Origin of the sequence: Lactococcus sp. FSL K6-0773 (assembly GCF_038006485.1) — a bacterium.
Lineage (GTDB): Bacteria > Bacillota > Bacilli > Lactobacillales > Streptococcaceae > Lactococcus > Lactococcus lactis.
Genome location: NZ_JBBOVF010000001.1, coordinates 1863055 through 1878550, shown reverse-complemented (window position 1 = coordinate 1878550; position 15496 = coordinate 1863055). Strand labels below are relative to the sequence as shown.

Sequence of the window (15496 nt, the reverse complement as noted above, 5' to 3'; positions counted from 1 at the left end):
TTATCTATTTTTTCATTAGATGAAACTTATTATACATACTACTTTTGATTAAATAATGGTATTTATATTAAAAATACACAAACTTCTTTGACATGTTATTGATCAAGTGCTAATATTATGCTATATATTCGAAATAGTTTGAATATATAGTTTTTTTATAACAAAGGAGATGCTTATGAAGAAGAATTTAAATGAACTTCAAAAATTTATAGTGATGAACCTGCAACACTCACTAAAAATTTTTATAAGAGAACAGCCATGATTTTAAAAAAATACAAACTTAATATTTTAGGAATTCTATTTTTTCTTTTATTAAACATTCTTTATCAATATCCTCTTGTTTTAGTTTTTGCCTATTTCTTTAATAAAACAATCTTTTTCTTTACCGATTTTTTATATACTAATTCCTCTTGGACCTTACCACTATTAATGACTTTGGTATTAATACTCATTTTTATAATTGCTTGGAAGCTCGGATATCTAAAAAATACACTTAAGAACTGGGATTTAAAGCGTATTTTTTGGCTAATGGGGATTGTATTTTTCACTTTAGCAACCAATTATCTAGTAACAGTACTTGTCCTAAAAGCACAAATTATTTCTTCCGTGACGAGTGATACTGGTATGTCGGATATTTTAGGCCAACTACCAATCCTTTGTCAAAAATATATTTTAGGAATTATTGTTCCACTTTCGGAAGAGCTATTGTTTAGAAGTTATATTTTTGGATCAATAACTAATAAAAAGGTTGCCTTTTTAATCTCTTTTGTACTTTTCGCTCTTGTCCATACGGGATTTTCTTGGTACTTACTTCCATATCTCATCCTTTCTTTCATTATTACTTGGGTTTATTCAAAAAGAAATAATTTCATCGAGAGCGCGATTGTCCATAGCTCAGTGAATCTTTTTGGTGGATCTGCAATCAAACTGCTAGACACATTTTTTAAGCTATTACCTTATTAAAAAATAATGTAAAAAGGAGAACTATGAAAAATTTTATAAACAAACCAAATAATATTAAAAGATGGATCTTATTACTATATTCTATCCTTTCACTAATTATTACCATCACTTATATTATTTTTAACCACACATTTTTTAAAGTAGATTGGCAAAGGTATGATATAGATGGGACTTACCGAGGAAAGGTGGATGAGATACTAAAACATGGTGTCTTCTGGATAAATGGGAATTTAACAGCAATCAACTCTACACTACTGATTTTACTTCTAGCTGTAGGGACGATTCTTTCACTATTAATTTTCTATTTAGCTTGGCATAATCTAGCAACTAGAACATGGACCCCAATTCTGTGCTTAGCAGGATTTTTGATTCCTCTAATCGTTCATGGCGACGGAAATATTCTCAAATCCTTGATTATTGGCTATATTTTTATCATTGCTGGAGCAAGCTTCTCAGTTCAGGCTTTACGCTTTTCCTGATTTTAAAAACGCATTTAATATAACAAAAAACTACTGAATTCAATAATTTTCAGTAGTTTTTTATTAACTATAAAATAATCCAATTAATTATATAAAAAAAGCTAACAATAGGCATGTTAGCTTTTATGTTATGCCGAAGGCCGGGGTCGAACCGGCACTCCCGTGAAGGAACCAGATTTTGAGTCTGGCGCGTCTGCCTATTCCGCCACTTCGGCGAAACATAACAACTGGGGTAGCTGGATTCGAACCAACGCATGAGGGAGTCAAAGTCCCTTGCCTTACCGCTTGGCTATACCCCATTAAAAGGCGGATGACGAGGATCGAACTCGCGAGTGCCGGCGCCACAAGCCGGTGTGTTAACCACTTCACCACATCCGCCATAATGAAACACGGGCAGCAGGAATTGAACCCACACTAAAGGTTTTGGAGACCTTTGTACTACCTTTATACGATGCCCGTTTTCTATGGAAGGGGAGGGATTCGAACCCCCGAACCCGAAGGAGCGGATTTACAGTCCGCCGCGTTTAGCCTCTTCGCTACCCTTCCAAACTCTTTATTCACTTAATGGCTGAAACAACCAATGGGAGTTAACGGGATCGAACCGCTGACCCTCTGCTTGTAAGGCAGATGCTCTCCCAGCTGAGCTAAACTCCCAAAACTTGGCCACTCGCCTATCTCCCAGGGGGCAACCCCCAAGTACTTCCGCCGTAGATGGACTTAACTTCTGTGTTCGACATGGGAACAGGTGTATCTCCATCGCAATGATGACCAAATCATTAAATGTTACCTTGAACATTCAAAACTAAATAACAATTCTTCTAACTTTTAAACCATAAGCATATTATATTTGACTCTTTTGGTAAAGTCCTCGAGCGATTAGTACTGGTCCGCTCCAAGTCTCGCAACTCTTCCACTTCCAGCCTATCTACCAGATCATCTCTCTGGGCTCTTAATTCTTACGAATGGGTAATCTCATCTTGAGGTGGGCTTCGCACTTAGATGCTTTCAGCGCTTATCCCTTCCCTACATAGCTATCCAGCCGTGCTCCTGGCGGAACAACTGGTACACCAGCGGTAAGTCCATCCCGGTCCTCTCGTACTAAGGACAGATCCTCTCAAATTACCTACGCCCGCGACGGATAGGGACCGAACTGTCTCACGACGTTCTGAACCCAGCTCGCGTGCCGCTTTAATGGGCGAACAGCCCAACCCTTGGGACCGACTACAGCCCCAGGATGCGACGAGCCGACATCGAGGTGCCAAACCTCCCCGTCGATGTGAACTCTTGGGGGAGATAAGCCTGTTATCCCCAGGGTAGCTTTTATCCGTTGAGCGATGGCCCTTCCATGCGGTACCACCGGATCACTAAGTCCTAGTTTCCTACCTGCTCGAGTTGTAGCTCTCGCAGTCAAGCTGGCTTTTACCTTTACACTCTACGATTGATTTCCAACCAATCTGAGCCAACCTTTGAGCGCCTCCGTTACTCTTTAGGAGGCGACCGCCCCAGTCAAACTGTCCGTCAGACACTGTCTCCCTGGCCGATTATGCCAGCGGGTTAGAGTAACCATAAGTCAAGGGTAGTATCCCAACAACGCCTCAATAGAAACTAGCGTCCCTATTTCAATGGCTCCTACCTATCCTGTACATGACTTACAGGTACTCAATATCAAACTACAGTAAAGCTCCATGGGGTCTTTCCGTCCTGTCGCGGGTAACCTGCATCTTCACAGGTACTAAAATTTCACCGAGTCTCTCGTTGAGACAGTGCCCAAATCATTACGCCTTTCGTGCGGGTCGGAACTTACCCGACAAGGAATTTCGCTACCTTAGGACCGTTATAGTTACGGCCGCCGTTTACTGGGGCTTCAATTCATACCTTCGACTTACGTCTAAGCACTCCTCTTAACCTTCCAGCACCGGGCAGGCGTCACCCCCTATACATCACCTTGCGGTTTAGCAGAGAGCTGTGTTTTTGATAAACAGTTGCTTGGGCCTATTCACTGCGGCTGGCTTTTACACCAGCACCCCTTCTCCCGAAGTTACGGGGCTATTTTGCCGAGTTCCTTAACGAGAGTTCTCTCGATCACCTGAGGCTACTCGCCTCGACTACCTGTGTCGGTTTGCGGTACGGGTAGATATGACTTTACGCTAGAAGCTTTTCTTGGCAGTGTGACATCAGAGAGTTCGCAACCGTAGTTGCTTCCCCATCACAGCTCAATGTTAAAGAGAAATGCATTTGACACATCTCACACCTCACTGCTTAGACCAGAATCCATTAACTGGCATCTCTTAGCCTACTGCGTCCCTCCATCACGATCATATCTAGTACTGGAATATCAACCAGTTGTCCATCGACTACGCCTTTCGGCCTCGCCTTAGGTCCCGACTAACCCAGGGCGGACGAGCCTTCCCCTGGAAACCTTAGTCTTACGGTGGATAAGATTCTCACTTATCTTGCGCTACTCATACCGGCATTCTCACTTCTTAACGCTCCAGCACTCCTCACGGTATACCTTCATCGCGGTTAAGAACGCTCTCCTACCATTGATAAAATATCAATCCAAAGCTTCGGTAATATGTTTAGCCCCGGTACATTTTCGGCGCAGGGTCACTCGACTAGTGAGCTATTACGCACTCTTTGAATGATAGCTGCTTCTGAGCTAACATCCTAGTTGTCTGTGCAACCCCACATCCTTTTCCACTTAACATATATTTTGGGACCTTAGCTGTTGGTCTGGGCTGTTTCCCTTTCGACTACGGATCTTAGCACTCGCAGTCTGACTGCCGAACATGTGTATTAGCATTCGGAGTTTATCTGAGATTGGTAATCCTAGACGGACCCCTCACCCAAACAGTGCTCTACCTCCAATACACTTACATTTCGACGCTAGCCCTAAAGCTATTTCGGAGAGAACCAGCTATCTCCCAGTTCGTTTGGAATTTCTCCGCTATCCACAAGTCATCCAAACACTTTTCAACGTGTCCTGGTTCGGGCCTCCAGTGCGTCTTACCACACCTTCACCCTGCTCATGGATAGGTCACTAGGTTTCGGGTCTACATCATGATACTAAGTCGCCCTATTCAGACTCGGTTTCCCTACGGCTCCGTCTCTTCAACTTAACCTCGCATCATAACGTAACTCGCCGGTTCATTCTACAAAAGGCACGCTCTCACCCATTAACGGGCTCGAACTTCTTGTAGGCACACGGTTTCAGGTGCTATTTCACTCCCCTCTCGGGGTTCTTTTCACCTTTCCCTCACGGTACTGGTTCACTATCGGTCACTAAGGAGTATTTAGGGTTGGGAGATGGTCCTCCCGGATTCAAACTGGATTTCGCGTGTCCAGCCCTACTCAGGATACTGCTAGGTATAAGCGCTATTTCGTCTACGGGATTATTACCCTCTTTGATTAACCTTCCCAGGTTATTCGACTATAATGCTTAAGTCCACGTTGCAGTCCTACAACCCCAAGAAGCAAGCTTCTTGGTTTGCCCTTCTTCGCGTTCGCTCGCCGCTACTTACGAAATCGTTTTTACTTTCTCTTCCTGCAGGTACTTAGATGTTTCAGTTCTCTGCGTTACCTTTACATGAGCTATGTATTCACTCATGAATAACTGCTAGTAGCAGCTGGGTTTCCCCATTCGGAGACCTAGGGATCAATGCGTACTTACTGCTCCCCCTAGAATATCGTCGTTAGTCACGTCCTTCATCGGCTCTTAGTGCCAAGGCATCCACCGTGCGCCCTTATTAACTTTGCCATGATGATTTATAATCATCGTTTTTCAAGTATAAGTTTGTAAATTCTTTAAAATTCACAGCTTTTGGTTTATTTATCGTTATTAGATATTGTTATTTAGTTTTCAATGTTCAAGTGATTTTAACGTCTTGTCTGACAATGGAGCCTAGCGGGATCGAACCGCTGACCTCCTGCGTGCAAAGCAGGCGCTCTCCCAGCTGAGCTAAGGCCCCACAATCAAGAATTTGATTCTTGCTTAGGTTTATCACTAAACCCCTCAAAACTGAATAAAGTTGAATGCTCATGTCTTTGTATATATTCCTTAGAAAGGAGGTGATCCAGCCGCACCTTCCGATACGGCTACCTTGTTACGACTTCACCCCAGTCATCGGTCTTACCTTAGGAAGCGCCCTCCTTGCGGTTAGGCAACCTACTTCGGGTACTCCCAACTCCCGTGGTGTGACGGGCGGTGTGTACAAGGCCCGGGAACGTATTCACCGCGGCGTGCTGATCCGCGATTACTAGCGATTCCGACTTCATGTAGGCGAGTTGCAGCCTACAATCCGAACTGAGAATGGTTTTAAGAGATTAGCTAAACATCACTGTCTCGCGACTCGTTGTACCATCCATTGTAGCACGTGTGTAGCCCAGGTCATAAGGGGCATGATGATTTGACGTCATCCCCACCTTCCTCCGGTTTATCACCGGCAGTCTCGTTAGAGTGCCCAACTTAATGATGGCAACTAACAATAGGGGTTGCGCTCGTTGCGGGACTTAACCCAACATCTCACGACACGAGCTGACGACAACCATGCACCACCTGTATCCCGTGTCCCGAAGGAACTTCCTATCTCTAGGAATAGCACGAGTATGTCAAGACCTGGTAAGGTTCTTCGCGTTGCTTCGAATTAAACCACATGCTCCACCGCTTGTGCGGGCCCCCGTCAATTCCTTTGAGTTTCAACCTTGCGGTCGTACTCCCCAGGCGGAGTGCTTATTGCGTTAGCTGCGATACAGAGAACTTATAGCTCCCTACATCTAGCACTCATCGTTTACGGCGTGGACTACCAGGGTATCTAATCCTGTTTGCTCCCCACGCTTTCGAGCCTCAGTGTCAGTTACAGGCCAGAGAGCCGCTTTCGCCACCGGTGTTCCTCCATATATCTACGCATTTCACCGCTACACATGGAATTCCACTCTCCTCTCCTGCACTCAAGTCTACCAGTTTCCAATGCATACAATGGTTGAGCCACTGCCTTTTACACCAGACTTAATAAACCACCTGCGCTCGCTTTACGCCCAATAAATCCGGACAACGCTCGGGACCTACGTATTACCGCGGCTGCTGGCACGTAGTTAGCCGTCCCTTTCTGGGTAGTTACCGTCACTTGATGAGCTTTCCACTCTCACCAACGTTCTTCTCTACCAACAGAGTTTTACGATCCGAAAACCTTCTTCACTCACGCGGCGTTGCTCGGTCAGACTTTCGTCCATTGCCGAAGATTCCCTACTGCTGCCTCCCGTAGGAGTTTGGGCCGTGTCTCAGTCCCAATGTGGCCGATCACCCTCTCAGGTCGGCTATGTATCATCGCCTTGGTGAGCCTTTACCTCACCAACTAGCTAATACAACGCGGGATCATCTTTGAGTGATGCAATTGCATCTTTCAAACTTAAAACTTGTGTTTAAAGTTTTTATGCGGTATTAGCATTCGTTTCCAAATGTTGTCCCCCGCTCAAAGGCAGATTCCCCACGCGTTACTCACCCGTTCGCTGCTCATCCAGTTGGTACAAGTACCAACCTTCAGCGCTCAACTTGCATGTATTAGGCACGCCGCCAGCGTTCGTCCTGAGCCAGGATCAAACTCTCAAATAAAGTATTTAAGTCACCTTAGTGACTGGCTTGTCTTTCATTATTGATTGACAGATTTTTGATGTATCTTACTACATCACATGAGTCATTCTTCTTTATTCAGTTTTCAATGGTCTAGCTTATCGCTTCAAGACTCTCGTCTCTTGCGACAACTATTATATTCTATCAAACCTAACTAAACTTGTCAAGAATTAACTGTGACTTTTATACCTTTTTTTATCTTACATCCGGAAAATCCCACGGTTGTCATGTTCTCTAATGTACATTTTTTATAGAAAATGTAATTTTTGGGTTTATTATTTTACCCTTTGGATATCGTAAGAGAGAATTTACAAATTTTCTAGGTGTAAATTTAATACAAAAAAAACACTTCCGTATGGAAGTGTTTTAAACATTGATATATGAATAATATTAACGTTTTGAGAATTGTGATGCTTTACGGGCTTTTTTGAGACCTGGTTTTTTACGTTCAACCATACGGGCGTCACGTGTAAGGAGTCCAGCGCGTTTCAAAGCACTACGGAAGTCTGGGTCTACTTGGAGCAATGCACGAGCGATTCCGTGACGGATAGCTCCTGCTTGACCTGATACACCACCACCATTTACGTTTACGAGTGTATCGTAGCTACCTTCTGTTTGTGTAGCTGCAAATGGTTGGTTGATAACGAGACGCATGTCTGCGTGTGGGATGTAGCTTTCTACTTCACGTCCGTTAACTGTGATTTTACCAGTACCAGGTACGAGACGTACGCGTGCTACTGCATTTTTACGACGGCCTGTGCCGGCATATTGTACTTGTGCCATTATGTTCGTTCCTTCCTGATTAAATCAAACCTGTGATGTCAAGGACTTCAGGTTTTTGAGCTGTATGTGTGTGTTCTGCACCAACAAACACTTTAAGTTTCATGCCTTGAGCACGTCCAAGTGTGTTGTGTGGAAGCATACCTTTTACTGATTTTTCAATCAAACGTACAGCATTTTTTTCACGGAGTTCACCAGCAGTAACTGATTTCAATCCACCTGGGTGAAGTGAGTGTGAGTAATATACTTTATCAGTTGCTTTTTTACCAGTCAATTTGATTTTTTCAGCGTTAACAACGATTACGAAATCACCTGTATCAGTATGTGGTGTGTATGTTGGTTTGTTTTTTCCGCGAAGTACGCTTGCGACAACTGCAGAAAGACGTCCAAGAGGAACATCAGTTGCATCGACGACGTACCATTTACGGTCAACGTTTTGAGCGTTAGCCATGAATGTAGTTTTCATCATTTTGGTTATTTTCCTTTTACTAGAATTTGTTTACAGCAGGTGTAAGAGTCCTGCAAAGTATTTTTGGGTTTCCGGGGCCACAAAAATGGGGTAAACAATACCGTTTATCATCATATCATATTATTCCTGGGTTTGTCAAGACATTTTAGGGATTATATCCCCTTTATTTACTTCTTTTCGTGGATTATGTATTTTTTAGTTTTATATCTTTTCAAATGTTTCTTTGTGGTTTTTGCTACAAGCATTATGGCAGCATTTCCATTTGAACTATGATAGACTTTTTTAAAAGGGGTTTATATAATACAAGTCCTTTTATTCAGTTAGTCCTCAGAAATTTTGGGGATTTATATAGAAAATAGGAGCTCGATGATGTTTTTAGCAATTAATGAAATTAAACATTCAAAATTAAGATATGCTCTCGTAATTGGTGTCATGTTTTTGATTTCCTATCTTGTATTTTTCTTATCTGGTTTGGCCTATGGTTTGGCTCAAGAAAATAGAATGGCAGTTGATAAATGGAAAGCAACTGATATTTTTTTATCTGAGAAAGCCAATGATTCTCTCAATATGTCAATGATTGATTCAGATATTGCCAGTCAGGTGAAGGCGAAAGAAAAGGCTGTTCTCGCTCAAACTGCTGTGATTATTTATGATGCCAATGATGAAAGTAAAAAAAATAATGTCAGTTTTTTTGGAATTAATTCAAATGAATTTTTAAATCCCAATATTATTGAAGGGAGGGATTTTAAAAATAAGGGCGAGGTAGTAGCTGATATTAGTTTTAAAAATCAATATGATTATAAACTTGGTGATAAAATTAAATTAGCAACCAATAATGAAGTATTGACTATTGTTGGTTTTACAGATAGTGCTAAATTTAATATTTCACCTGTGCTTTATACTTCTTTAGATACTTTCCAACAAATTCGTTATGGTTCAAATTCCAATTTTCAACCTAAAACTACTTACAATGCTATCGTCACGCGCGGAAAAATTAGCCAACAGCCTAAAGGGCTCCAAAAATTATCTATCAGTAAATTTATAGATAAACTTCCTGGTTATAGTGCACAAGTTTTGACCTTTGGTTTCATGATTGGCTTTCTAGTGGTTATTGCTGCGGTTGTCATTGGAATCTTTATTTATGTTCTGACAATGCAAAAAATAGCGATTTTTGGTGTAATGAAGGCTCAGGGAATTTCCAGTCGCTTTATTAGTAATTCTGTCATTGCTCAAACTTTTATTTTAGCTTTTAGTGGTGTATTAATTGGTTTGTTAGCCACTTTAGGTTCTGCGTTAATTTTACCGGAAGCTGTTCCTTTTCAAACAAATCTCCTCTTCTTTGGAGTGATTACCCTTTTAATGATTGTGGTTGCAATTGTGGGCGCTTTGTTCTCTGTCAGAGCAATTGTCAAAATTGATCCACTAAAAGCGATTGGATAGGAGAAATAATGAAAGCTATTGAATTAAAAAATGTCAAAAAATCTTTTAAGGATGGGGATGAAACAATAGAGGCTTTAAAAGAAACTAATTTCTCTGTTGATAAGGGTGAGTTTGTGGCAATCATTGGGCCTTCAGGTTCTGGAAAAAGTACCTTACTTACTATTGCCGGCGGACTGCAAAGTCCTTCTTCTGGGGAAATTTGGATTAATGGCCGAGCTTTAAATGAAAAAAAGGAGAAAGCACGCGCTAAGGTTCGTTTTGAAGAAATTGGTTTTATTTTACAAGCTTCTAATCTCGTGCCATTCTTAACGGTTAAGAAACAACTTCAATTGGTTGACAAGGTAAATAAGGCAAAAGAAAATAGAGCAGGCTTAGACTTACTCAAGCGTTTAGGGCTTGAAAAATTGGTGGATAAATATCCTGAGGAACTTTCTGGTGGAGAACGCCAACGGGTAGCTATTGTTCGTGCTTTATATAATGACCCTACAATCATTTTGGCTGATGAACCGACCGCAAGTTTGGATACTGAAAAAGCTTATGAAGTGGTTAAAATATTAGCTAAGGAAGCAAAAGAAAAAAATAAGGCAACAATTATGGTCACTCATGATTTACGTTTGGTTGATTATTGTGACAAAGTTTATCTGATGGAAGATGGGCGTTTAAGTGAGAAAGTTGACTAACTTTGAGGTCTTCATATTTAGAATATGAAGACTTTTTTCATTATTTTACAACATGTTTGCTATAATAGATTCTAATAAGAAATTATTTTTAATAAATGGTCGGATTCTTATTCTAGAATAGCTAATTTATGGTAGAATGTTCTTATGAATATTGTTCTAAAATTAGAGACTAAAGAACGCCAACAGCTCGCTGAGAAATACAAATCTTATGAGCAAGTTTCCAAAAATCCTTACATCACTTTTTTTGCCAAGGTTGGGAAAACTTCTATCTCGGTTTATACTTCTGGAAAAGTTGTTTTTCAAGGAAACGAGGCTGAAAAATTAGCGAGTGACTTTGGTCATATTGCTCAAGTCGTTCCTCAAAAACAAACAAATCTTATTGGGACTGACGAGGTGGGCAACGGGTCATATTTTGGTGGTTTAATGGTTACTGCTAGTTTTGTCATTGAAGAAAACTTGAATTTTCTAAAGGAAATTGGAGTCGCCGATTCTAAAAAATTAACTGACGAAAAAATTTGTCAAATTGCTCCAAAATTGATTGATAGAATTCCACATGTTGCTTTAGTGGTTGAACCTGCCAAGTATAATGAGGTGATTGCTTCTGGTTATAACGCTGTCAGCATTAAAGTTGCTCTGCATAATCAAGCCATTTATCTTCTTGAAAAACAATTAGGTCATAAGCCTGAAAATATTGTTATTGATGCTTTCACAACGGAAGCAAATTATAAAAAATATGTTAATAAAGAGCAAAATCATCCGCTGACAAAGGTAACTTTACTGACAAAAGCTGAAGATCAGTTTCTGGCTGTTGCTGTCAGTTCAATTATTTCTCGTTATCTTTTTTTAGAAAATCTAAAAAAATTATCTAAAGAATCAGGTTTCACGTTACCCAGTGGAGCAGGAAATTTATCTGACAAAATTGCAGCACAAATTATCAAAAGTCAGGGAGTTGATGCTCTGAATCAGTTAGCAAAACTTCATTTTGCTAATACACAAAAAGCGATTAAAATCGCTCAATTATAGAAAGTAAAATTATGATGAAATTTTTAAAAGAGTGGGGATTATTTCTCTTTATAATTATCGCTATTCTTCTCTCACGTGTCTTTCTTTGGTCACTTGTTGTTGTGGATGGTCATTCAATGGACCCAACTTTAGCTGACAAGGAACGTCTGGTTATTGTAAGAAAATCAACCATTAATCGTTTTGATATTGTTGTTGCCAAAGAAGAAACAGCCGATGGTTCAACTAAAGATATCGTGAAACGTGTCATTGGAATGCCTGGAGATACTATAAAATTCGACCACGACCAACTCACAATCAATAACAAAGTTTATCCAGAAAATTATCTCAAAGATTACCAAAAGCAACTTGCTGACGGTCAGTTGGAAAAAACTTACGGTAAGTATCCTTTAACAAATGCACTCAGTGAACAAAACCGCAGTTTGTTTGTTAGTTTAGCTCAAAGTACCAAAGCATTTACCACTGACAGCACTGGTAATCCAACCTTTACAGTAAAAGTTCCTGAGGGACAATACTTCCTGATGGGAGATAATCGGGTAGTTTCTCAAGATAGTCGCGCAGTTGGAACTTTCAAACGTTCAGCAATTGTTGGTGAAGCGAAATTACGAGTGTGGCCACTCAGCAAAATTTCTTTCTTTTAAGTAAATAAATATAAAAAGTTACTGACAGAATGTCCTGTCAGTAACTTTTTTATTTGTCATTAAATATATTTCCCAATTGAACATCAATTGAGCGGTTAGCAATGTCAATTCGATCAACTTTCAAGATTGATTTATAGTCATCAATCAATCGTTCTCCTTTAAAAGGTCCCTCAAGAAAGACGACAACACCGGCAAGTAAACAATCAAATTCATGAACAAGACTTCTCATTCCATTGATTGTTCCTGCGCCTTTCATGAAGTCGTCAACGATCAAAACATTTTGACCAATTGAAAGACTCCGTTTGGATAAAGTCATATTTTCAACACGAGAGCTTGAGCCTGACATATAATTTACATTAAGTGTTGCTCCTTCGGTCACTTTAGGGTCACGACGAACAATTACGAAAGGGACATCTAGAATCTCAGCAACTGACTGAGCAATTGGAATCCCTTTTGTGGCAATAGTCATGACGACATCAACTTGCTTTTCATGATACTCATGAGCAATAATTTGACCGATTTTACGAAGATTTGATGGAGTGCCTAAAATATCTGACAGATAAATATATCCTCCAGGTAAAATTCGATTTTCTTCACGTAAAAGTTCAGCAATTTCCTGACTCATTTCCAACGAACGTTCGTCAGTAATGTAAGGCGTAAACCGAACTCCTCCAAGGCTACCTGGGAAAGTTTCAACCAGACCTACTCCTTGGTTTTCAAAAACACGTTTGATAAATACTAAATCTTCTGAGATAGATGATTTGGCTACCTCATAATGTTTACTTAATTCATTTAAATTTAGCATTTGATTGGGATGATTAATTAAAAAATTTGTAAAATCAACTAAACGTTCGTTTCTTTTCATTTATTATCTCATCTCCTATTTGATAAGCTTATTATAGCATGGCATTTCCGAACATTCAAGTTTCACATGAAACAATTTTACTGACAGATTTCGGATTCATAAAATATTTTTCTGTCAGTAACGTTTCATTTTAAAATGAAAATAAAAAAAGCAGTATCACTTAGATACTGCTTTTTCACTTTTAGGAGTAAAGTTATGAAAAAATTTTTTTGGAATAAATATATTATAGCTTCACTGACTTAATGGTTCATTAAGTCAAGATAAAGTGAAACTAAACCAAAGAAAATCTTGTCAGTAAAAAAATAACCTGTCAGTACTGACAGGTTATCTCATATTATTAAAATTAAAGCTTAGTCAGCGTTACGGCCGTTTTTAGCAATAATTTCTTCTTGTACTGATTTAGGTACGTCTGAATAGTGGTCAAATACCATCATGAAAGTACCACGTCCTTGTGTAGATGAACGGAGAGTAGTTGCGTAACCGAACATTTCAGCAAGTGGAACGAAAGCATTAACGATTTGTGATTTACCATGAGCTTCCATTGAGTTAACTTGACCACGACGAGCAGTCACGTGACCCATGATATCTCCAAGGTTTTCTTCAGGAACAGTGATTGTAACTTTCATCATTGGTTCAAGAATTGCTGGTTTCGCAGTTTTAGCAGCTTCTTTCATTGCAAGAGAAGCGGCAACCTTGAAGGCAGTTTCTGATGAATCGACATCATGGTATGAACCATCATAAAGTTTAGCTTTAATGTCAACCATTGGGTATCCAGCAAGGACACCGTTAGCCATAGTTTCTACCAAACCTTTTTCAACGGCTGGTACGAATTCACGAGGAACGACACCACCGACGATAGCATTTTCAAATTCAAATCCAGCGCCTTCTTCGTTAGGTGTGAATTCGATCCATACGTCACCATATTGACCTTTACCACCTGATTGACGTTTGAAGAATCCACGTGCTGAAGTTCCAGCGCGGAATGTTTCACGGTAAGCAACTTGAGGCGCACCAACATTTGCTTCAACTTTGAATTCACGTTTCATACGGTCAACAAGAACGTCCAAGTGAAGTTCACCCATACCAGAGATGACTGTTTCACCAGTTTCTGGGTTTGTTTCAACACGGAAAGTTGGATCTTCTTCAGCCAATTTTTGAAGGGCAACACCCATCTTATCTTGGTCAGCTTTAGTTTTAGGTTCAACCATCAATTGGATAACTGGTTCTGGAACTTCAATTGATTCAAGGATGATTTTAGCTTTTTCATCTGTCAATGAGTCACCAGTTGTCGTATTTTTCAAACCAACAGCAGCAGCGATATCCCCAGCATAAACTGTTTGGATTTCTTTACGAGTGTTAGCGTGCATTTGAAGAATACGTCCGATACGTTCACGTTTACCTTTTGAAGTATTCAAAACGTATGAACCAGCATCAAGTGTACCTGAGTAAACGCGGAAGAATGAAAGACGTCCAACAAATGGGTCAGTCATGATTTTGAAAGCAAGAGCTGCAAATGGTTCTTCATCTGAAGCTGGGCGTTCGTCTTCTTCGTCTGTATCAGGGTTAACACCTTGGATAGCAGGGATATCAAGTGGGCTTGGAAGGTAGTCAATAACTGCATCAAGCATCATTTGAACACCTTTGTTCTTGAAGGCTGAACCAGCAAGCATTGGGTAGAAGTCAACATTGATTGTTGCTTTACGGATAGCAGCTTTAAGTTCTGCTTCTGGAATTTCTTCACCAGCAAAATATTTTTCCATGATATCTTCATCGAAATCAGCAATTGCTTCGATGAGTTTTTCACGCCATTCATTTGCAAGTTCTGTGTATTCTTCAGCATTGAAATCCAAAGCTGCCAATTCAGCGTTAAATTCGTCTGAACCTACAACAGTTTCTTTAATATCTGTACCAAGGTCGTTAGTATAGATTTCAGATTTCATAGTTACCAAGTCAATGATACCGATGAAGTCATCTTCTGCACCAATTGGAATTTGGATTGGATGAGCATTAGCACCCAAACGATCTCCCAAAGTAGAAAGTGAGTAGTAGAAATCAGCACCGATTTTGTCCATTTTGTTAGCAAAAACGATACGTGGAACACCGTATTCAGTCGCTTGACGCCATACAGTTTCTGTTTGTGGTTCAACACCTGATTGAGCATCAAGAACGGTAACAGCACCATCAAGAACACGGAGTGAACGTTGTACTTCAATTGTGAAGTCCACGTGACCTGGTGTGTCAATGATATTTACGCGGTTACCTTTCCATTCAGCAGTTGTTGCTGCAGATGTGATTGTGATACCACGTTCTTGTTCTTGCTCCATCCAGTCCATTTGTGATGCACCTTCGTGAGTTTCACCGATTTTATGGATTTTACCAGTGTAGTAAAGAACACGTTCAGTTGTTGTTGTTTTACCAGCATCGACGTGGGCCATGATACCGATATTACGTGTATTAGCAAGTGAAAATTCGCGAGCCATTTTGTTCTCCTATTTGATTTTAGTCATGAGAATTTCTCATTAGTTTTATTGTA

General features: G+C 40.2%; 10 protein-coding genes, 7 tRNA genes and 3 rRNA genes. 6 read left to right on the top strand and 14 right to left on the bottom strand.

Going from position 1 to position 15496, the window contains the following annotated elements:
• The first annotated feature begins 258 nt into the window (after positions 1 to 258).
• Both MHB61_RS09290 and MHB61_RS09285 read left to right on the top strand, forming a co-directional pair.
• Complete coding sequence (locus tag MHB61_RS09290; protein ID WP_003131254.1) at positions 259 to 963, top strand: CPBP family intramembrane glutamic endopeptidase; 705 nt, start codon at positions 259 to 261, stop codon at positions 961 to 963.
• A gap of 185 nt (positions 964 to 1148) precedes the next feature.
• A complete protein-coding gene (locus tag MHB61_RS09285; RefSeq protein WP_003131256.1) occupies positions 1149 to 1442 on the top strand; it encodes a hypothetical protein in 294 nt (97 codons plus the stop codon).
• A gap of 131 nt (positions 1443 to 1573) precedes the next feature.
• On the opposite strand, the gene MHB61_RS09280 is transcribed toward MHB61_RS09285, so the two are convergent.
• The 12 genes from MHB61_RS09280 to rplM all read right to left on the bottom strand — a co-directional run bounded on the left by MHB61_RS09280 (position 1574) and on the right by rplM (position 8317).
• Positions 1574 to 1657, bottom strand: a tRNA-Leu gene (locus MHB61_RS09280).
• Between the two features lie 12 nt (positions 1658 to 1669).
• Positions 1670 to 1741 (bottom strand) — tRNA-Gln (locus MHB61_RS09275).
• 6 nt (positions 1742 to 1747) lie between these two features.
• Positions 1748 to 1820, bottom strand: a tRNA-His gene (locus tag MHB61_RS09270).
• A gap of 10 nt (positions 1821 to 1830) precedes the next feature.
• Positions 1831 to 1901: transfer RNA gene (locus MHB61_RS09265), tRNA-Trp, on the bottom strand.
• A gap of 6 nt (positions 1902 to 1907) precedes the next feature.
• Positions 1908 to 1988 (bottom strand) — tRNA-Tyr (locus MHB61_RS09260).
• Positions 1989 to 2023: 35 nt separating this feature from the next.
• A tRNA-Val gene (locus MHB61_RS09255) sits at positions 2024 to 2096 on the bottom strand.
• A 3-nt stretch (positions 2097 to 2099) separates the two neighbouring features.
• Positions 2100 to 2215: ribosomal RNA gene (gene rrf, locus MHB61_RS09250) — 5S ribosomal RNA — on the bottom strand.
• An 83-nt stretch (positions 2216 to 2298) separates the two neighbouring features.
• Positions 2299 to 5199, bottom strand: a 23S ribosomal RNA gene (locus tag MHB61_RS09245).
• Between the two features lie 138 nt (positions 5200 to 5337).
• Positions 5338 to 5410 (bottom strand) — tRNA-Ala (locus MHB61_RS09240).
• 93 nt (positions 5411 to 5503) lie between these two features.
• A 16S ribosomal RNA gene (locus tag MHB61_RS09235) occupies positions 5504 to 7050 on the bottom strand.
• Together the 16S, 23S and 5S rRNA genes with 7 tRNA genes alongside form the textbook arrangement of a ribosomal RNA operon.
• A gap of 408 nt (positions 7051 to 7458) precedes the next feature.
• Complete coding sequence (gene rpsI, locus MHB61_RS09230; protein ID WP_004254378.1) at positions 7459 to 7851, bottom strand: 30S ribosomal protein S9; 393 nt, start codon at positions 7849 to 7851, stop codon at positions 7459 to 7461.
• A 19-nt stretch (positions 7852 to 7870) separates the two neighbouring features.
• On the bottom strand, positions 7871 to 8317 hold the full coding sequence (rplM, locus tag MHB61_RS09225; protein ID WP_010906417.1) for a 50S ribosomal protein L13: 447 nt from the start codon (positions 8315 to 8317) through the stop codon (positions 7871 to 7873).
• A gap of 369 nt (positions 8318 to 8686) precedes the next feature.
• Here rplM and MHB61_RS09220 point away from each other — a divergent pair, with 369 nt between their 5' ends.
• From MHB61_RS09220 to lepB, 4 genes are all read left to right on the top strand, one after another.
• On the top strand, positions 8687 to 9757 hold the full coding sequence (locus tag MHB61_RS09220; RefSeq protein WP_170959130.1) for an ABC transporter permease: 1071 nt from the start codon (positions 8687 to 8689) through the stop codon (positions 9755 to 9757).
• A gap of 8 nt (positions 9758 to 9765) precedes the next feature.
• Positions 9766 to 10437, top strand: coding sequence for an ABC transporter ATP-binding protein (locus tag MHB61_RS09215; protein ID WP_004254370.1), 672 nt, complete (start codon positions 9766 to 9768; stop codon positions 10435 to 10437).
• Positions 10438 to 10581: 144 nt separating this feature from the next.
• On the top strand, positions 10582 to 11460 hold the full coding sequence (rnhC, locus tag MHB61_RS09210) for a ribonuclease HIII (RefSeq protein ID WP_004254365.1): 879 nt from the start codon (positions 10582 to 10584) through the stop codon (positions 11458 to 11460).
• Positions 11461 to 11471: 11 nt separating this feature from the next.
• Positions 11472 to 12098 carry a signal peptidase I gene (lepB, locus tag MHB61_RS09205; protein ID WP_004254359.1) on the top strand — a complete coding sequence of 209 codons (627 nt, stop codon included), beginning with the start codon at positions 11472 to 11474 and terminating at the stop codon, positions 12096 to 12098.
• Positions 12099 to 12147: 49 nt separating this feature from the next.
• Here the strand turns inward: lepB and purR are convergent, their stop codons facing one another.
• Both purR and fusA read right to left on the bottom strand, forming a co-directional pair.
• Entirely contained in the window at positions 12148 to 12963 is an 816-nt protein-coding gene (purR, locus tag MHB61_RS09200) for a pur operon repressor (RefSeq protein ID WP_004254356.1), read from the bottom strand.
• A gap of 350 nt (positions 12964 to 13313) precedes the next feature.
• Positions 13314 to 15443: an elongation factor G gene (gene fusA, locus MHB61_RS09195; protein ID WP_003129877.1), complete on the bottom strand. Its 2130-nt coding sequence runs from the start codon at positions 15441 to 15443 to the stop codon at positions 13314 to 13316.
• Positions 15444 to 15496 lie beyond the last annotated feature (53 nt).